This is a genomic window from Propionispira raffinosivorans DSM 20765, assembly GCF_000381065.1.
Lineage (GTDB): Bacteria > Bacillota > Negativicutes > Selenomonadales > Selenomonadaceae > Propionispira > Propionispira raffinosivorans.
Window position 1 is genome coordinate 98,668 of record NZ_KB905844.1, and the last position, 18,026, is coordinate 116,693.

Below are 18,026 nucleotides of genomic sequence, written 5' to 3' on the forward strand. Positions count from 1 at the left end.
TTTAGAGTTTGGAAAATAGAGTAGTAATTACAGGTATAGGAGCGATTACTCCAATCGGTATTGGTAAAGATGCATTCTGGGAAGCTCTGTTAGCAGGAAAGTCTGGAATCAAAAAAACCAGCCGATTTGATGCGTCTGATTATACTGCACAAGTAGCTGGAGAAGTTCAAGATTTTGAGCCATTCAACTATATTGATAAAAAAGAAGCAAAGCGCATGGATCGTTATACGCAGTTTGCGGTGGCGGCAAGTAAGCTTGCTTTAGAAGATTCGAAAATTGATTTAGATCAAGAAGATCGGGATCGTATTGGAGTTATCATTGGTACTGGTATTGGTGGTATTGAGACATTGCATACACAATATACGACGTTATTCGATAAAGGTCCTGGTCGTATCAGCCCATTTTTTATTCCAATGATGATTGGCAATATGGCAGCTGGTCAAACGTCGATTACCTTTGGTCTTAAAGGTCCAAGCAGCTGTGTCGTAACAGCATGTGCTACCGGAACCAATTCAATTGGTGATGCTTGTCGTTTGATTCAACGCGGCGATGCCGATGCTATGGTTGCTGGTGGAACAGAAGCATGTATTTCACCTGCAGCGGTTGCTGGATTTTGTTCAATGAAAGCATTATGTTCCGATCATAACGCGGATCCAGAAAAAGCATCTCGTCCATTTGATAAAACACGTAGTGGGTTTGTTATGGGCGAAGGCGCTGGTGTAGTTTTATTAGAAAGTTTAGAACATGCCGAAAGGCGTGGGGCTCATATTTATGCTGAGATTGTAGGCTATGGTTCCAATTCGGATGCTTTTCATATTACATCTCCTGCTCCAGGTGGTGCACAGGCTGCAAAATGCATGCAAATTGCGTTAAAAGATGCAAAGCTTGCTCCTGAATCGGTTGATTATATCAATGCCCATGGTACATCTACTCATTTGAATGATGAAACAGAAACAGCGGCGGTTAAAACTGTTTTTGGTGATCATGCCTATAAATTGGCTATGAGCTCAATTAAATCCATGACAGGACATTTGCTTGGTGCTGCTGGTGGAATTGAATGTATTGCAACGGCGCTTACCATTGAAAATGATATTATGCCGCCAACGATCAATTATGAAGTGCCAGATGAAGGTTTAGATCTTGATTATGTACCAAATAAATCCCGTGAAAAAGTTGTCAATGTTGCTTTATCAAATTCCTTAGGTTTTGGTGGTCATAATGCATGTCTCATTTTAAAGAAATATGTAAAGTAAAATGAATGTAGCTAAGAAATTGACTGAGGAAAGAAAAGCAGCATTAGTTACATTTGCCAAGAAATTGGGTGTTGCATTTACGGATTGGAATTTGCTCCATCAGGCGTTGACTCATACTTCCTATGCGAACGAAGCGAAACGGTCGCATATTGTTCATAATGAACGGTTGGAATTTTTGGGGGATGCCGTGTTGGAACTCGCAACCAGTTCGTATTTGTTTAAACATTTTCCCAATTTGCCCGAAGGCGAATTGACAAAAGCAAGAGCCTCTGTCGTTTGTGAGGCGACTCTTGCTAAACGGGCTTCCAAGCTTAATGTAGGGGAGTATCTTCTGTTTGGTAAGGGTGAGCTTGCAACTGGTGGTAAAACGCGTGCATCTATTTTAGCTGATGCTTTTGAGGCGGTTATTGGTGCTATTTATATGGATCAAGGTATGCAAAAAGCATCCTCTTATATTCTAAAACAGTTGCAAGATGATTTATTGATGATTGAAACGGGAAAAAATATTCAAGATTATAAAACATTGTTGCAAGAGGTTATTCAAAAAAATATCGATCAAAAAATTCACTATGCATTGCTTTCGGAAGATGGTCCAGATCATAATAAAATCTTTGAAATTGCTGTTATGGTAAATGATGAGAAATATGGCATTGGCTTCGGCAAGAGCAAAAAAGAGGCGGAGCAGCACGCTGCTAAAGCAGCTTTAGCAAAAATGAATAAAATTGATGAATAAAATTGGATGGCCTCGGCCATCCAATTTTTGTATGAGGTAAATATGAAAAATTATATTATTCCAATTTTTATACCGCACTATGGGTGCCCTCATACCTGTGTATTTTGCAATCAACGCAAAATAACCGGTATCCAAACTGATGTGACGCAAGAGTTTATTCAAAACACAATTGAATATCATTTAAATCGAATCCGGGGAAATAAATTTGTTGAAGTTGCTTTTTATGGTGGCAGCTTTACGGCACTACCGCTTTCGTTGCAAAGAAAATTATTAGAGCCGGCTTATCGCTATATGCAAGCAAAAAAAATAAATTCGATTCGGATATCGACTCGTCCAGACTGTATTACGAGTGATATTTTAGATAATTTAGCTGCTTTTGGTGTAGAGACGATTGAACTCGGTGCCCAATCTTTTAATGATTCAATCCTTGCACGATCAGAACGTGGTCACACCGTGGACGACATTCTAAGAGCAGCTGAACTTGTGCGTGGGCATGGCTTTCATTTGGGAATTCAATTGATGCCAGGACTGCCTGGAGATACTTGGCAAACTATTATGGCTTCACTTTTTTATACGATTGCACTTTGTCCTGATTTTGTGCGTATTTATCCAACCTTAGTTTTAATTCAGACGCAATTAGCACAGCTTTATAAAAACGGAGATTATCAGCCTTTATCATTAAAACAGGCCATTCAATATGCTGCACTCATGAAGCTGACTTTTATTCGTCATGATATTCAGGTCATTCGTGTTGGGCTTCAGGCCAGTGAACAACTTGATGATGGTGAAACGATCCTTGCTGGACCGTATCATCCTGCTTTTGGCGAATTAGTGGATTCGTATTTATTTAAAATCCAAATGGATCAGCTACTAGAAAGACTTCCTACTCAATATGGAGAAATCATTGTGCACCATCATCCGAAAGATACTTCTAAACTACGAGGCAATAAAAATTGCAATCTAGGCAGTTGGTATAAAGAATATCAGTTAAAAAATATTATTTTAAAACAGGATTTGGCAATTCTACATCACGTTGTTGTAGAATTTCAAAACATAAAATACAGTTTGAATAGTGATTTATTAGTCATGATATAAAAAGATATATAAATAAACTCTGCCCGAATTAAATTGAGCAGAGTTTATTTTGTGTAGGTTTCGTAATTTTCTAATTGTATAATAGCGTTCGTGCAAAAGTCTTTTTTACTTTAAGCAGATTTGCGCTTGCTTTGACGATGTTCTTCATAACGGCGTTTGCCTTCCATGAAAGCTCTTTTTTCTGTATCTGTTTCTAATTTTAATGGTGGTACTGGCAATGGTTTACCATTCCGGTCCATTGCTACCATTGTAAAATAAGCGGATAAAGCTTGTTGTGGTGTGGACTCATCGTCTAGATCTTCAACTTCTACTTTTACGGAAATTTCCATTGATGTATGACCGACAAATACAATTTCAGCTGTACAAATTACTAAATCACCAATTAAAATTGGTTCATGAAATTGCAATTCATCGACTCGGGCTGTGACAACATTGGTATGTGCATATCTACGAGCTGCTGTATAAGCAGTTGAATCCATGATTTTCATGATTTCGCCGCCATGAACATTGCCGGCTACATTCGCTTGATTCGGTAGCATAATTTGGCTGATGATTACTTGTTTTTTAATTTTTTGGTTCAACATATAAAGCACCTCTAAGTTTTCAATTGTATTTTATTTGTTACATGCAAATCTTTAATTTGTATGTTAAGATAGTAACATTACACTATTTATTTTGCAAGTAGGCACTTATTTGTATTGTAGTATCAATAATGATACTGTAAAGGAGGGGTATTTGTGAAAGAAATTAAAAAACATGAAGAATGTCATATGAAAGATACTTGTGTCCAATATGCGATTTGTCCAATGGATTTAGTACAACATCTTTTATCAGGGAAACGAAAATTGATTATTCTTTGGTATTTAAGCTATAAAGTGCTTCGTTTTAGTGATATAAAAAGGCGCTTGCCCGATATTACGCAAAGGATGCTGACCTTGCAGCTTAGAAGTTTAGAGGAAGATAAACTTATTTTTCGTAAAGTGTATCCGGTCATTCCACCAAAAGTTGAATATGGTCTGACGGATAATGGCAGAAAGATGATTCCTATTTTAGAAATGATGCATCAGTTTGGGTCAAGTTATCTGGAAGCAGGCTTGTATGAAACGGCAGCGGAACATCAAAAAATTGTTGAAAAACCATGCCAATAATGTTTTCTGACGATTGCCATATAAAATATTTAATGAAACTTATATAATTATGAAATGAAAAGGTGATTTGAGAGATGGAAGAATTAATTATGCTGGGAACTGGTTCGGCTATGGTGACAAATTGTTTTAATACGTGTTTTGCCATACATTTATCCGAAGAATATTTTTTAGTAGATGCGGGGGGTGGCAATGGTATTTTGCGCCAATTGGAACAAACAAATATTCCCTGTAAAAATATTCACCATATGTTTGTGACACATAGTCATACCGATCATGTGCTTGGAGTAATCTGGGTCATTCGAAAAATAGCAACTCTCATGAACCAAAATAAATATCAGGGGAATTTTACGATATATTGTCACAGGGAATTAATCGATATCATAACCACCATCACCAAATTAACTTTGAAAAAGAAGGATATACAGCAATTAGGACAGCGTATTTTCTTTAAAGAAGTGCAAGATGGTCAATCTTTATCGATATTGGCTATGAAAATGACATTTTTTGATATTGCATCGATAAAAGCAAAGCAATTTGGGTTTACAGCAGTTTTGCCAAGTGGGAAACGGTTTTCCTGTCTGGGTGATGAACCATTTAATGAACGCTGTCAGGATTATGTTGAAAACAGCGAATGGCTTTTATCAGAAGCGTTTTGTCTTTATGCGGATCGTGATGTTTTCAAGCCATATGAAAAAAATCATAGTACTGTAAAAGAAGCTTGTGAGACAGCGGAACTACTTAAAGCAAAGAATCTGGTGCTTTATCATACCGAAGATAAAAACATGAAAAATCGTCAGTATTCTTATACAAAGGAAGGTGCAGCGTATTATAAGGGGCAGATCTATGTACCGGATGATTTGGCTGTAATTGTTTTATAAAGCTTGTTTGTGATACAATAAATTTGAGGTTTATTTTAAGGTATAGAATGACTGAAAAAATTTATTTCTATAATAGCAATAATATTAGGTTGGTGAATAGATTGCAATTACGTAAATTAGAAGCGTATGGCTTCAAATCGTTTGCTGATAAGCTGGAAATTGAATTTGATAAAGGAATTACGGCAATTGTCGGTCCAAATGGCAGCGGAAAAAGCAATATTACAGATGCAATTCGCTGGGTTTTGGGTGAGCAAAATGTACGAAATCTACGTGGGGCAAAAGCGGAAGATATTATTTTTACAGGAAGCTCTACTAGGAGAGCATTAGGTTTAGCTGAAGTCTCCCTGACCTTTGATAATAGTGATGGACAGTTGTCGGTCGATTTTAATGAAGTTGTCATAACACGCCGTCTGTACCGATCCGGTGAAAGTGAATATTATATTAATAAAGCACGCTGTCGTTTAAAAGACATCTATGATCTTTTTGCCGATACGGGATTAGGGCGTGATGCGATCAGCGTCATCAGCCAAAATAAAATTGATCAGGTTTTAAATAGTAAACCAGAAGAACGACGACTTTTATTCGAAGAAACAGCAGGCATTACCAAGTATCGTAATCGAAAGAAAGAATCCTTACGCAAACTAGATGATACACAGCAGAATCTGCTGCGTGTTATGGATATTATTCATGAAATTGAACATCAGTTAGGGCCACTGGCTGAATATGCAGAAAAAACAAAACAGTATAATGTATTAAATGAAGAATATAAAAAATCAAAATTAACCGTATTATTAAATCGGTATGAACAGTATAATCATGATTTTGAAATGAATAAGAAGCAAATTTTTGAATTGCAGCAATCGAGTCAGGCAAGTGAAGTGAGAGTTAATTTATTAGAGGTCACAAAGGAACAGTTAAATAATGAATTAACCCAAGTAGAGAAATCACTGCAAATACTTTCGGTTAAAAATAGTGAACTCGCTACTGCGATTGAAAAAAACAATAGTGATATGGCTATATGTAAGGAACGATTAGAACGAAGCCATGAAACAAGTCAACGATTACAGACCAATCAAGTCGAATTGGAGAAAAATAAGCTGGAAATGTCAGACCAACTTTTTGAATCACAGAAAAATATAGAACAATTTGAAGAAAAAGCTAAACGAATTGTTTTACAGATTCAAGAGGAATCGGTCCGTGAAGAAATACTGCAGGGACAAATTTCTGAAATTGAACTGGCAATAAAAATGATTCAGGAAAAATCGTTGGAACAAGTCCAAAAATTAACGAATCGGCGCAATGATTTGCTTCTTTTAGAGCATGATATAAAAGAACTTCAAGTACAATTGCTTCAACGAAATGAAGAAGTTGTGAATGAACAACAAAAGATGACGGATAATCAGGTAATTTTAACAGATTTAAATACGCAGGTACAAGTTTTGTTTGATAACATGATGAAAGCACAGCATGAAAAAATGTTGGTAGAAAAAAACCTTGCAGCGGCTGGCATTGAGCAGCATGAAATGGATGAAAAACAACGGAAATTGCAGCAAGGACTTAATGCGGCTCAATCAAAAGTTGAATTTTTGGCGAATATGCAGAAAGAATACGAAGGCTTTGGTCGTGCTACAAAAAGTGTGTTAAAAAGCAATGAAAAATGGCAGGCTGGTATTTGCGGTGCTGTAGTTGAACTCATTGATGTTCAATCGGATTATATTACAGCAATTGAAATTGCTTTAGGCGGCAGTCTGCAAAATATCGTTACCGATCATGATATGACAGCAAAAGCAGCAATTAATTTTTTAAAACGCGAGAAACTAGGGCGTGTAACCTTTTTACCTTTGAATACAATTGTTGTTCGTAAATCATTTGATGATGGCAGTCTGCATACGGCACCAGGTTTTATTGGTTATGCAAACGAACTTGTTTCCACCGATGTGAAATATAAAAAAATCGTTGATTTTTTACTTGCTAGGACATTAGTAGTTGATACGATTGAACATGCAGTTGAATTGGCGAAAAAGCAAGGCTTTAAAGCGCGAATTGTCACGCTGGCAGGTGAACTCATCAATCCCGGCGGATCTATTTCTGGCGGTAGTACGGGTCGGCGTGAGGTCAGTTTCTTAAATCGTAGTGGCGAAATTGCAGCCTTCCATCAGGAAATCGCAAGCAAGCAGCGTGAACTTATAGAATTGAATCAAAAAAAGATTTTACAGGAAAATAGTCTGCGAGAATTGGAAATGCAAGCTCAAACTGCTAGTAAACAAGAGCACCTCTTGACAGTACAACAGGCGGAACTGAAAATTTATATTGAAAAAGCGACGCTGGAATTAGCCGATAAGAAAACTAAGCTGCATTCTTTACAGGAACTAGGTGATACGTTACAGGCAAAAGAAATTCGTATCAAACAGCAGATGACAGATGTTAAAGCTGAAATTGAATATATGCAGCATACAGATAATCAACAAAAAGGCCAAGATGAAACGACAGCAAATCAGCTTGTACAATTAAAAAAAGAACAAGAAGCACTTCGACAGATTTCTGTGAATAGTAAAATAGAACAAACTGTCGTTGAGCAGGAATTAATCCGCCATCATGAACTTCGAACTAATATGCAGCAGACTATGGATCGGTATAACAGCGATTTACTAAAAATCAAACAAGAACAAGAGTCACTGCATCAGGTGACTTCTGCAACGCAGCGAGAATTAACGGAATTGACGAAGAAAAATGTACAGCTCGTTACACTCCGTGAGATTGGCACGAAAGATTATGATAATTTTTATCAAGTTAAAATGGAAAAAATGGTGTCAATTCAAAGTAATGATCGCGAAATAAAAGATGCGAATAAACAACAAAATGACTTACAAAATAAAATTCATCAAACGGAACTGTTACAAACAAAATCTGAATTTGAACGGCAGCAATGTCTTGAAATATTCGAGGGTGAGTACCATTTATCGATTGAACAGGCACAAACATATAGACTCGATGAGACGAATACATCACTTGGTAAAAAAATTCGTTTACTGGAAAAAGAAATGGAAGAATTAGGACCGATCAATCCTAACGCGATAACGGAATATGAAAATCTCAATACAAGGTATACATTCATGCAAAAGCAGTTAACGGATCTTAGTGTCGCAAAAGAGTATTTGGCGGGTATTATTCGTGATATGGATATTACAATGTCCAAACAGTTTTCAGAAGCTTTTGCCCAAATCAGCCTGTACTTCAGCGAGATTTTTGTAAAATTGTTTGGTGGCGGTCAAGCTAAATTGGAACTTACCGATACACAAAATGTATTGGAAGCCGGGGTGGAAATTGCTGTTCAGCCTCCCGATAAAAAACTGCAAAATCTTGCAGTCTTATCAGGGGGTGAACGGGCACTTACGGTTATTGCTCTGCTGTTCTCCTTTTTACAATATCGTCCGGCACCATTTAGTGTAGTCGATGAAATTGATGCACCGCTTGACGAGGCGAACGTGGATCGATTTAGTGCTTTTTTGAAAGAATATGCTCTAAAAACACAATTTATTGTTGTAACACATCGTAAAGGAACGATGGAGGCCGCGGATATCATGTATGGAGTAACCGTTGAAGATGCAGGTGTTTCGAGACTTGTTTCCGTAAGGCTGGAAGAAGCGTTGAAATAAATTTTGGAGGAAAATTATGGGATTTTTTGATAAATTAAAAAAAGGGTTAGAAAAAACACGTAAATCGTTTACAGAAAAAATTGAACAAATTGTTGTGGGTTACGCAAAAATAGACGATGATTTACTCGATGAGTTGGAAGAAGCTTTGATTTCAGCAGATGTTGGGGTAAAGACATCAACTCTGTTAATGGAAGAGGTTCACCGCGGCATCAAAAAGAAAGAAATTAATACACCAGAAGATTTACGACCGTTCCTAGAGGAAAAAATCAGTGCGCTTTTAATGGCCGGGTCGGATGCAAGTACACTAGCCGTGAATCCACCTACGGTTATTCTGGTTATTGGTGTTAATGGAGTCGGTAAGACGACAACCATTGGTAAGTTAGGAAATTACTATAAGGAACAAGGCAAAACCGTTATGCTGGCTGCCGCGGATACATTTCGCGCTGCGGCGATTGATCAGCTGGAAATTTGGGGCAGCCGTATCGGGGCAACTGTAATTAAACATGATGAAGGATCAGACCCTGCATCAGTTGCTTTTGATGCAGTGAAAGCGGCAAAAGCCAGAAATATCGATGTGCTCATTATTGATACAGCTGGTCGTTTGCATACAAAATCAAATTTAATGGAAGAATTGAAAAAAATAAATCGGGTCATTCAACGCGAAATTCCCGAAGCTCCCCACGAAACATTGCTTGTGCTAGATGCAACAACGGGGCAAAATGCGATTAATCAGGCCGATGTTTTTTCACAGTCGGCACCAATTTCTGGTGTAGTATTGACGAAATTGGATGGTACGGCAAAAGGCGGCGTTGTTGTTGGCATCAAAGCCGAACTAAAAATGCCAGTGAAGTGGATTGGCATCGGTGAAGCGGTAGATGATTTGAGACCATTTAACTCAGAAGACTTTGCGAAAGCTTTATTCTCCGACAAGTAAAAAAGCTTGACAATAATAAATAAGTTCTGTATAATAGCAAAGTCAAGTGAATTTACTTGGCAGAATAAATGTAGTAGTCAGGGTGATCCGACGTGCTGGAAAAACTTTTGCACATGAGTGCATTGTTTGATTTTTACGGGGCTTTACTTACAGAGAAGCAACAACGTTGCCTGGAAATGCATTTTTTTGATGACTTGTCTTTATCAGAAATTGCAAATGAACTGGGAATATCGAGGCAAGCTATTTATGATATTATCCATCGTTCAGAGCAGTCTTTGAATGATTATGAAATAAAGCTGGGTTTAGTCGCAAGATATAAAGAAGAACGCTTGGAGTTGCAATCGATTTCAGAATCGGTAGAGAAACTTCGGGGTTTAGATAATAAAACAGAAATAAATGATATATTGAAAAGGCTTTCCAGCCTAATTGGTAAGGTTAAGGAGGCATGAAATGATTTTTGAAGGTTTAGCGGATCGTCTCCAAGAGACTTTTAAGAAGTTACGCGGTCATGGCAAGTTAACAGAAGCTGATGTTAATGAAGCAATGCGTGAAGTGCGTATGGCACTTTTAGAAGCAGATGTTAACTTTAAAGTTGTAAAAGAATTTGTTGCAAAAGTAAAAGAACGTGCAATTGGTCAAGATGTTTTAGAAACATTGACACCGGCGCAAGTTGTCATAAAGATTGTTAATGAAGAATTAACGGCTTTAATGGGTGGCACACAAAGCCGAATTATGATTGCATCTAAACCGCCAACGGTTATCATGTTAGTTGGTCTGCAAGGCGCAGGGAAAACAACATCGGCAGGAAAACTTGGTTTAGCAATGAAAAAGCAAGGCAAAAGGCCTCTTTTAGTGGCAGCGGATATTTATCGTCCGGCAGCAATCAAGCAACTGCAAGTATTAGGCGAACAGCTTGATATTCCAGTTTTTGCAATGCCGGAAGGCACGGATGTTGTGACAATCACTGAAAAAGCGATGGAACAAGCAAACTCACATATCAATGATATTGTAATTATAGATACAGCCGGTCGCTTGCATATCAATGAAGAATTGATGCAGGAATTAAAATCAATTAAGCAACACGTCAAACCACATGAAATTTTACTTGTAGTTGATGCTATGACGGGGCAGGATGCAGTTAATGTTGCGGAAAGTTTTAATGCTGATTTAGGCTTAGATGGTGTAATCCTCACCAAATTAGATGGTGATGCCCGCGGTGGTGCGGCATTATCTGTTAAGGCAGTAACAGGCTGCCCAATTAAATTTGTCGGTATGGGCGAAAAGCTAGAAGCTCTTGAACCATTTTATCCAGACCGTATGGCATCACGAATTCTTGGTATGGGTGATATGCTTTCGTTGATTGAAAAAGCACAATCAACGTTTGATGCCGATGAAACTAAAAAAATGGAAAAGAAATTCCGTAAAGATGAATTTACTTTAGATGATTTTTTAGCACAGATGCAGCAGGTTCGTAAATTAGGATCGTTAGATCAGATTCTTGGTATGATTCCGGGTATGGGTAATATCAAGAAAAAGCTAGGCGATGTAGATCTTGATTTGAATGGTAAAGAAATAAAACATATTGAAGCTATTATTTATTCCATGACGCCGAAAGAACGTCGGGATGTAAATATTATAAATGGCAGCCGACGTAAACGTATTGCTGTAGGCAGTGGTACAAAAGTCCAAGAGGTTAATAAACTCATCAAACAATTTTCTGAAGCTAAAAAGATGATGAAAAAGATGCAGGGAATGACCAAAGGTAAAGGTAAACAAGGTCTAGGCGGTTTTAAAATGCCGTTTATGAATTAAAGTTTATAGAATTTATTATTTTTAGAAGGAGGTGAATTTTTTTATGGCAGTTAAAATTCGTTTAAACCGTATGGGTGCGAAAAAGAACCCTTTCTATCGTGTGGTAGTAGCTGATTCTCGTTCACCACGTGATGGTCGTTTTATTGAAATATTAGGACATTATGATTCCACTAAAGAACCTGCAATTATTAAGATTGATGAAGAAAAAGCTCTTGAATGGATGAATAAAGGTGCTCAACCAACTGATACCGTTAAGTCTTTATTTAGAAAAGAAGGTATCATGGCTAAATTTGATGAAGCAAAACGCACAAAGAACTAAGAAAGAGGCATAATAGATATGAAACAAATTGTTGAAATTATCGCCAAATCATTAGTACAAAATCCGGAACAGGTAGTAGTAGTAGAAAAAGATAATACTAGTATTACTGTATATGAATTACATGTTGCTCCGGATGATATGGGCAAAGTCATCGGCAAACAAGGTCGCATTGCGAAAGCAATGCGGACTGTTGTGAAAGCGGCGGCTACTCGCGAAAACAAAAAAGTCACTGTTGAGATCGTTTGAAAACTGCGGCAACGAATCCATTCTTTTAGAATAGGGATTATTGCCGCTGTTTCTTTATAAAAATTTTGATGGAAAATGATAGATTATTTACATAAAATAGAGTGGGAGTGACCGTATAATGGATAGTATGACTTTGAAATGTCCTGTAACTATCAAGGCAAAAGTTACGGAAGACTTAAAAAAACAATTAGCGAGTGAGATTCAAAACAATATCAAGAAAACAGATTTAGAATTGCAGCAGATTGAATTTCAGGCAAAGCGTATCATGGCAGAACAAGCAAAACAGGATATGCAGGGATTGGAAGCAGTTCGCCAACAAATTGATGCGGAAACTAAGAAGCGCCTTGATTTTAAAAATCATTTAGTTGATCAGTTAAAAGAAAGTGGACAGCTTGAAATTGGCGCGGAAATCGTTCAGGGGACATTGGAAAGAATTGTTGAAATCAAAGTTGGCGATGAAATGCCACAAATTATGAATGCTGAAATTTTGGTGGAAGATGGAAAAATCATTGCCTTCCGCAACTAAAACAATGGAAAAATTAATTGTAATTGGTAAGATTGGTGCCCCGCACGGTGTGCGGGGTGATGTTCGTATTATTTCTCTGTCTGATTTCCCCGATCGATTTGAGTCTTTGAAAAAAGTTTATTTGGAAGATTCCACAACACTTGAGGTGGAATCAATGAAATACAACAAACAGTTCATTATCATGAAATTTAAGCAATTCAATGAACGGAATGATATCACGCCTTTTAATGGAAAATTGATCCATGTGAAACGCAGTGAAGTCCCACCGCTTTCTGCAGGTGAGTATTATTCTTTTGATATCATTGGTTTGTCTGTGTACGATGAAAATAATGAGCTTGTCGGAAACATTACGGAAATATTAAAAACAGGCAGCAATGATGTATATATTGTTTCGCAAAAAGGGCAAGCAAAACAGATTTTAGTGCCAGCACTTAAAAAGGTTGTAACAGAGATTGATCTCGTGAATGGTAAAATGAAAATTATTCGTCCAGAAGAGTTGGATTAATTATGCAGATAGATATCATTTCTTTATTTCCTGAGATGTTTGCGGGTCCTTTTGGTCAAAGCATTACCAAAAGAGCAATTGAAAACAATCTTTTAAATGTACAAATTACAAATCCTCGTCAATTTGCTTATGACAAACATCAGCAGGTCGATGATGCTCCTTTTGGCGGCGGCAACGGTATGGTTTTGAAACCAGAACCGTTTTTTCGTGCGGTCAAGCATATTAAAGAAAATACAGAATTTATCAAGCGTCGCGTCGTATTGATGTGTCCGAGTGGACAGCCTTTTACGCAAGCTAAAGCAAAAGAATTGGCGGGCTATGATCAGTTGATTTTTGTTTGTGGTCATTATGAAGGTTTTGATGCTCGGATTACGGGTCATCTAGTTGATGAAGCTATTTCCATTGGTGATTATGTTCTTACTGGTGGTGAATTGCCCGCAATGGTGATTGTTGATGCATTGTCTAGAATGCTGCCTGGCGTGCTTGGTTCAGCTGAGTCAGCGCCAACTGATTCGTTTTATGCAGGGCTTTTAGAGTGTCCGCAATATACTCGTCCGCGAGAATATCATGGGCTTTCAGTACCAGATATTCTTCTTTCTGGGGATCATGCGAAAATTAATTTGTGGCGTCGCCGAGAGGCTTTGCGTGTAACATTGTACGCACGCCCTGATTTATTAGAAAAGATTGAACTTGATTCGACGGACCTCAAACTATTAGCTGAAATAAAAGCAGAACGCAGGGGCAGCTAATATGACGGTGTATATTGGTTTGGTACATTATCCGATTTATAATCGCAATATGGAAGTTGTAACGACCTCTTTGACCAATTATGATTTGCATGATATTGCACGAACTGCACGGACTTATGGTATGGTTAAATATTTTATTATTCAACCAAATGAAGCACAGGCAAAGCTGGCTCAGGCTGTTATTGATTATTGGCAAACTGGTTATGGCAGCGAATATCATAAAGATCGTAAGGAAGCATTTTCAATTTTGCAACAGGTTGCTACGATTGAAGACGCCATTCAACAAATTCAAGAACGAGAAGGTCAGAGACCTTTTGTTGTAACAACAGATGCACGAACCTATCCCAATACGATATCATATCAGTTGCTGCGAGATAAGCTAGCTGCGGACGATCAGCCATGCTTACTGCTATTTGGTACGGGCTGGGGTATTGAAAAAGAGACCATGGCAAAGTTTGATTTTATTCTTACTCCAATTTATGGTGCTGTTGATTATAATCATTTGCCAGTTCGTGCCGCTGCAGCGATTATTTTAGATCGCCTATTAGGTGAAATCTGGTGGAAATGAAAAAAGTGTTTGAAACAAATTTTAATATATGATATAATGAAAAAGTATGTGGACGGTCCTCTGAGTAATGATTATATGATTTACCATGAACGTCTGAATTAAGGAGGAAATTATCAATGAACATTATTCAAGCTTTAGAACAAGAACAACTTCGCTCAGATATTCCTGAATTTGCACCTGGTGACAGTGTACGTGTACATGTAAAAGTCGTCGAAGGTACGCGTGAACGTATTCAGATGTTTGAAGGCGTTGTAATTGGTCGTCAGAGTACCGGCGTTCGTGAAACATTTACAGTAAGACGTATATCTTATGGTGTTGGTGTTGAACGTACTTTCCCTGTACATTCTCCAAGACTTGAAAAAATCGACGTTATTCGTAGAGGTGTTGTACGCCGCGCGAAACTTTATTATCTTCGTAGCCTTACTGGTAAAGCTGCTCGTATTAAAGAAAGACGTTAGTAGTAATGATAGGGACTGTATTTCCAGTCCCTATTCTTTGTTTTTATAGGGAGGCTTGCGTTTATGAGTAATATGTCGCTAGGTGAAGAACTTAAAGACTGGATCATATCCATACTTATTGCTGTAATATTAGCGTTTTTTATTCGATATTTTATTGTTGAATTATATTTAGTAGATGGACCTTCCATGCGGCCTACTTTACTAAGTCAGGAACGTTTGGTGGTAAATAAATTTATTTATCGCTTTAGAGCCCCTGAGCGTGGCGAAGTCTTGATTTTTCAATATCCAAAAGACACTAGTCGCGATTTTATTAAGAGAGTTATTGCTGTACCTGGCGATACAATTGAGATAAAAGAAGGCAGAGTTTTTGTGAATCAACAATTGATGAATGAACCTTATATTTTAAGTAAAACAATGGGAGATTATCCATTATCGACTGTGCCGGATGGTCACATCTTCGTTATGGGCGATAATCGAAATAATTCAGAAGACAGCAGATTTTCTGATGTTGGATTTGTTCCGTTTGAATTAATAAAAGGAAAAGCGGTTATGGTATTTTGGCCGTTTGATCATTTAAAGACATTATCTTAATTAGACAACAACGCCAGTATATAGAACCTATATACTGGCGTTTTATTTATAGAAACAAAAAAAGTGGCTGCATCCAAAACCACAGCCACTTTTATAAGCTAAACTCGATGATAATGATGGATTATTTCAATACGGGAAAGAGCAGAACCTAAAGACGCGGAATTAAGAAAATTATCATATTCCGCTTTAGAAACATCTGCATATTGATATAGTAATCCGCCTGGGAATTTAATTTCCAAGACGTTATTTTCCCAGCCAACACTATCTATTCGACTAGATGATACAGTGTGTCTCTGCATTATAAACCATTCCCTTCTAGACCATTTCAACAAATTATGTTGATACTGTAAGTATACGCAAAAAACAACAATTAAACAATAGATAATATTTATAAATAAATAATCAAGAATATGCTTGATGTTAAGCGATTTGTCTACATTTTGTCTACCGCCGTCTACCATTTCACTTTAAAACTGTATAATACAGGAAAAGATAATACAAGAAAATTAAAAAAATAAAAATGCGAAACCATTGAGAAATCCAGTACTGTCAATGGTTCACAGGAGGATAATAAAAGATGACTGAAGAAATGAAAAATGATTTGCCAACGGTTCATTGGTTTCCAGGGCATATGGCAAAAGCACGTCGTTTAATTACCGAAAATCTAAAACTCGTTGATGTGGTGATTGAACTTCTTGATGCACGCATTCCCTATAGTAGTGCTAATCCGATGCTTCTTGAACTTATTGGTGAAAAACCGCGTGTAGTGGCTTTAAATAAGTCTGATCTGGCAGATCCAGCAACGACAAAGGCGTGGATTGATTTGTATAAAAAGCAGCAGGTACAAGCTGTTTCTATTGATGCAATGACCGGTGTTGGTATGAAAACTTTAGTGAAGATGGCCGAAGAATTAGCAAGGGTAAAAACAGAAAAATTAGTGAGTCGTGGTGCGAATGCGAGAGCAGCACGTGTTATGATTTTAGGTATACCGAATGTAGGGAAATCTTCTTTGATTAATCGTTTAGCTGGTGCATCGGTCACACGGACCGCCGATAAACCAGGTGTGACAAAATCAAAGCAATGGATTAAAATAGGAAAAAATCTAGATTTACTTGATACACCGGGTATATTATGGCCGAAATTTGAAGATATGACGGTAGGGTTAAAGCTCGCCTTTACTGGAGCAATTAATGATGAAGCATATGATATGGAAAAGGTAATGAGTGTTTTTTTAGAAACGATGGCAGCAGATTATCCAGAAAGGCTCATAGAACGTTATAAATTAATCGGTGAATTGCCAAAAACATCGGCAGAAATTTTAGAGATGATTGGTAAAAAACGTGGATTCCTTTTAAAAGGTGGTATTATCGATCATGAAAAAGGTAGACGTATTATCATAAATGAATTTCGTGCCGGCAAGCTTGGTTTGATTAGTTTGGATCAGCCCAATGCGCAGCAGGTTCATTAAACCTTTGCTAAAAGCTGTTTACAATATCGTAGACAGCTTTTTTAATCGGAAGAAATAAAAGTACTTTTTACAAGGAAACAAATCTTTTGCTATCGAATACAGATTATATATAACGCATTAAAGAAATTCCATCCAGTCTATCAGTCTGCCAAAAATGGGGTATAGGGGGCATCGTTTGCTTCCTACGTAAGGCCACGGAGCCCTATACCCCATTCTTGACGATTGCCATATAAAATGTTTAATGCGTTCTATATATGTAATATATTTTTAGAAGAATTATGAGATGGGGCGCAGAATTAATTAATGGATATTCAAAAAATGACGATAAAAGAAATAGAGATATTAGTTAAGCAAAAAGATTTAATGGCAGAAACAATCACAGCGTTAACAAATGATACACGCAGTGCGGTTCAGAGACTTTTTCGTAAATGGGAACGTGAGCAAAATGAAATACAGCGAGTCGATGCTTTATATAAATATGAATATCAATTCCAAAAGCAAGGCATTGAATACATTGCTGGTGTAGATGAGGCTGGACGTGGACCTTTAGCTGGTCCTGTATTTGTAGCTTCTGTTATTTTACCGATCGGTTTATATATTCCTAAAATAAATGATTCGAAAAAAATATCAGCGAAAGTCAGAGAGTCAATTTATGAATTACTGCTAAAAGAAGCAATTGCTATTGAAAGATCAATTGTGGATGAGAAAACGATTGATCGGATTAATATTTATCAAGCAACGATTAATGGTATGTATAATGCGATTTTATCACTAAAGCCAAAACCACAGCAGGTTTTGATTGATGCAGTTCCTTTAGAACAGCTAGAGATACCATCACTGTCTTTGATAAAAGGAGATGCTATCAGTGCTTCGATTGCAGCAGCATCGATTGTGGCTAAAGTAGAACGTGATCATATGATGGATGAATATGATAAAATGTATCCTGAATATGGTTTTGCGCAGCACAAGGGATATGGAACAGCCCAACATGTAGCGGCTCTTAAAAAATACGGTCCTTGCCCAATCCATCGTCGCTCTTTTGAACCAGTGAAGTCGCTTGTGAAGTGTTAAGTATGGAGGAATAACT

Annotated in this window: 21 protein-coding genes; 19 read left to right on the forward strand and 2 right to left on the reverse strand. The window is 37.4% G+C overall.

Translation table 11 applies throughout. The features are described from left to right. Positions 1 to 8: 8 nt before the first annotated feature. Genes fabF through F606_RS0106465 form a run of 3 tightly spaced genes read left to right on the forward strand, consistent with a single transcriptional unit; the run spans position 9 to position 3,081 of the window. Positions 9 to 1,253 carry a beta-ketoacyl-ACP synthase II gene (gene fabF / locus F606_RS0106455; RefSeq protein WP_019553062.1) on the forward strand — a complete coding sequence of 415 codons (1,245 nt, stop codon included), beginning with the start codon at positions 9 to 11 and terminating at the stop codon, positions 1,251 to 1,253. Position 1,254: 1 nt separating this feature from the next. Beyond that, complete coding sequence (rnc, locus tag F606_RS0106460) at positions 1,255 to 1,986, forward strand: ribonuclease III (RefSeq protein WP_019553063.1); 732 nt, start codon at positions 1,255 to 1,257, stop codon at positions 1,984 to 1,986. Positions 1,987 to 2,028: 42 nt separating this feature from the next. Next, positions 2,029 to 3,081, forward strand: a complete 1,053-nt coding sequence (locus F606_RS0106465) for an elongator complex protein 3 (RefSeq protein ID WP_019553064.1) — start codon at positions 2,029 to 2,031, stop codon at positions 3,079 to 3,081. A 110-nt stretch (positions 3,082 to 3,191) separates the two neighbouring features. On the opposite strand, the gene F606_RS0106470 is transcribed toward F606_RS0106465, so the two are convergent. Beyond that, positions 3,192 to 3,665 carry an acyl-CoA thioesterase gene (locus F606_RS0106470; RefSeq protein WP_019553065.1) on the reverse strand — a complete coding sequence of 158 codons (474 nt, stop codon included), beginning with the start codon at positions 3,663 to 3,665 and terminating at the stop codon, positions 3,192 to 3,194. Between the two features lie 153 nt (positions 3,666 to 3,818). Between F606_RS0106470 and F606_RS0106475 the strand changes: the two genes are divergently transcribed. From F606_RS0106475 to lepB, 14 genes are all read left to right on the forward strand, one after another. Further along, entirely contained in the window at positions 3,819 to 4,229 is a 411-nt protein-coding gene (locus F606_RS0106475) for a winged helix-turn-helix transcriptional regulator (RefSeq protein WP_019553066.1), read from the forward strand. Between the two features lie 74 nt (positions 4,230 to 4,303). Further along, positions 4,304 to 5,107, forward strand: coding sequence for an MBL fold metallo-hydrolase (locus F606_RS0106480; protein WP_019553067.1), 804 nt, complete (start codon positions 4,304 to 4,306; stop codon positions 5,105 to 5,107). A 101-nt stretch (positions 5,108 to 5,208) separates the two neighbouring features. Next, positions 5,209 to 8,763, forward strand: a complete 3,555-nt coding sequence (gene smc / locus F606_RS0106485) for a chromosome segregation protein SMC (RefSeq protein ID WP_019553068.1) — start codon at positions 5,209 to 5,211, stop codon at positions 8,761 to 8,763. A gap of 16 nt (positions 8,764 to 8,779) precedes the next feature. Continuing rightward, entirely contained in the window at positions 8,780 to 9,697 is a 918-nt protein-coding gene (ftsY, locus tag F606_RS0106490) for a signal recognition particle-docking protein FtsY (protein WP_019553069.1), read from the forward strand. A gap of 92 nt (positions 9,698 to 9,789) precedes the next feature. Next, a complete protein-coding gene (gene ylxM / locus F606_RS0106495) occupies positions 9,790 to 10,146 on the forward strand; it encodes a YlxM family DNA-binding protein (RefSeq protein ID WP_019553070.1) in 357 nt (118 codons plus the stop codon). Position 10,147: 1 nt separating this feature from the next. Then, positions 10,148 to 11,509: a signal recognition particle protein gene (gene ffh / locus F606_RS0106500; RefSeq protein WP_019553071.1), complete on the forward strand. Its 1,362-nt coding sequence runs from the start codon at positions 10,148 to 10,150 to the stop codon at positions 11,507 to 11,509. Positions 11,510 to 11,552: 43 nt separating this feature from the next. Then, on the forward strand, positions 11,553 to 11,828 hold the full coding sequence (gene rpsP / locus F606_RS0106505) for a 30S ribosomal protein S16 (RefSeq protein ID WP_019553072.1): 276 nt from the start codon (positions 11,553 to 11,555) through the stop codon (positions 11,826 to 11,828). 18 nt (positions 11,829 to 11,846) lie between these two features. After that, positions 11,847 to 12,074, forward strand: a complete 228-nt coding sequence (locus F606_RS0106510; RefSeq protein WP_019553073.1) for a KH domain-containing protein — start codon at positions 11,847 to 11,849, stop codon at positions 12,072 to 12,074. A gap of 118 nt (positions 12,075 to 12,192) precedes the next feature. Then, a complete protein-coding gene (locus F606_RS0106515; RefSeq protein WP_019553074.1) occupies positions 12,193 to 12,600 on the forward strand; it encodes a YlqD family protein in 408 nt (135 codons plus the stop codon). A 4-nt stretch (positions 12,601 to 12,604) separates the two neighbouring features. Beyond that, a complete protein-coding gene (gene rimM, locus F606_RS0106520; RefSeq protein ID WP_033368236.1) occupies positions 12,605 to 13,105 on the forward strand; it encodes a ribosome maturation factor RimM in 501 nt (166 codons plus the stop codon). 2 nt (positions 13,106 to 13,107) lie between these two features. Further along, the gene (gene trmD / locus F606_RS0106525; protein ID WP_019553076.1) at positions 13,108 to 13,854 is read left to right on the forward strand and encodes a tRNA (guanosine(37)-N1)-methyltransferase TrmD; all 747 of its coding nucleotides are present in this window, start codon (positions 13,108 to 13,110) and stop codon (positions 13,852 to 13,854) included. Between the two features lies 1 nt (position 13,855). Further along, positions 13,856 to 14,422, forward strand: coding sequence for an RNA methyltransferase (locus tag F606_RS0106530; protein ID WP_019553077.1), 567 nt, complete (start codon positions 13,856 to 13,858; stop codon positions 14,420 to 14,422). Between the two features lie 116 nt (positions 14,423 to 14,538). After that, the gene (rplS, locus tag F606_RS0106535; protein ID WP_019553078.1) at positions 14,539 to 14,880 is read left to right on the forward strand and encodes a 50S ribosomal protein L19; all 342 of its coding nucleotides are present in this window, start codon (positions 14,539 to 14,541) and stop codon (positions 14,878 to 14,880) included. Positions 14,881 to 14,943: 63 nt separating this feature from the next. Further along, complete coding sequence (lepB, locus tag F606_RS0106540; RefSeq protein WP_019553079.1) at positions 14,944 to 15,471, forward strand: signal peptidase I; 528 nt, start codon at positions 14,944 to 14,946, stop codon at positions 15,469 to 15,471. A gap of 98 nt (positions 15,472 to 15,569) precedes the next feature. Here the strand turns inward: lepB and F606_RS0106545 are convergent, their stop codons facing one another. Further along, positions 15,570 to 15,770 carry a KTSC domain-containing protein gene (locus tag F606_RS0106545; protein ID WP_019553080.1) on the reverse strand — a complete coding sequence of 67 codons (201 nt, stop codon included), beginning with the start codon at positions 15,768 to 15,770 and terminating at the stop codon, positions 15,570 to 15,572. Between the two features lie 278 nt (positions 15,771 to 16,048). Between F606_RS0106545 and ylqF the strand changes: the two genes are divergently transcribed. Both ylqF and F606_RS0106555 read left to right on the forward strand, forming a co-directional pair. Then, a complete protein-coding gene (gene ylqF / locus F606_RS0106550; protein ID WP_019553081.1) occupies positions 16,049 to 16,939 on the forward strand; it encodes a ribosome biogenesis GTPase YlqF in 891 nt (296 codons plus the stop codon). 303 nt (positions 16,940 to 17,242) lie between these two features. Next, positions 17,243 to 18,010, forward strand: coding sequence for a ribonuclease HII (locus tag F606_RS0106555; RefSeq protein ID WP_019553082.1), 768 nt, complete (start codon positions 17,243 to 17,245; stop codon positions 18,008 to 18,010). Positions 18,011 to 18,026: the final 16 nt, after the last annotated feature.

Coding starts and splice junctions, on each gene's coding strand:
- rnc (WP_019553063.1), top strand. CDS start 1,255: ATGAATGTAGCTAAGAAATTGACTGAGGAAAGAAAAGCAGCATTAGTT.
- F606_RS0106465 (WP_019553064.1), top strand. CDS start 2,029: ATGAAAAATTATATTATTCCAATTTTTATACCGCACTATGGGTGCCCT.
- F606_RS0106470 (WP_019553065.1), bottom strand. CDS start 3,665: ATGTTGAACCAAAAAATTAAAAAACAAGTAATCATCAGCCAAATTATG.
- F606_RS0106480 (WP_019553067.1), top strand. CDS start 4,304: ATGGAAGAATTAATTATGCTGGGAACTGGTTCGGCTATGGTGACAAAT.
- ftsY (WP_019553069.1), top strand. CDS start 8,780: ATGGGATTTTTTGATAAATTAAAAAAAGGGTTAGAAAAAACACGTAAA.
- ffh (WP_019553071.1), top strand. CDS start 10,148: ATGATTTTTGAAGGTTTAGCGGATCGTCTCCAAGAGACTTTTAAGAAG.
- rpsP (WP_019553072.1), top strand. CDS start 11,553: ATGGCAGTTAAAATTCGTTTAAACCGTATGGGTGCGAAAAAGAACCCT.
- F606_RS0106510 (WP_019553073.1), top strand. CDS start 11,847: ATGAAACAAATTGTTGAAATTATCGCCAAATCATTAGTACAAAATCCG.
- F606_RS0106515 (WP_019553074.1), top strand. CDS start 12,193: ATGGATAGTATGACTTTGAAATGTCCTGTAACTATCAAGGCAAAAGTT.
- rimM (WP_033368236.1), top strand. CDS start 12,605: ATGGAAAAATTAATTGTAATTGGTAAGATTGGTGCCCCGCACGGTGTG.
- trmD (WP_019553076.1), top strand. CDS start 13,108: ATGCAGATAGATATCATTTCTTTATTTCCTGAGATGTTTGCGGGTCCT.
- F606_RS0106530 (WP_019553077.1), top strand. CDS start 13,856: ATGACGGTGTATATTGGTTTGGTACATTATCCGATTTATAATCGCAAT.
- rplS (WP_019553078.1), top strand. CDS start 14,539: ATGAACATTATTCAAGCTTTAGAACAAGAACAACTTCGCTCAGATATT.
- lepB (WP_019553079.1), top strand. CDS start 14,944: ATGAGTAATATGTCGCTAGGTGAAGAACTTAAAGACTGGATCATATCC.
- F606_RS0106545 (WP_019553080.1), bottom strand. CDS start 15,770: ATGCAGAGACACACTGTATCATCTAGTCGAATAGATAGTGTTGGCTGG.
- ylqF (WP_019553081.1), top strand. CDS start 16,049: ATGACTGAAGAAATGAAAAATGATTTGCCAACGGTTCATTGGTTTCCA.
- F606_RS0106555 (WP_019553082.1), top strand. CDS start 17,243: ATGGATATTCAAAAAATGACGATAAAAGAAATAGAGATATTAGTTAAG.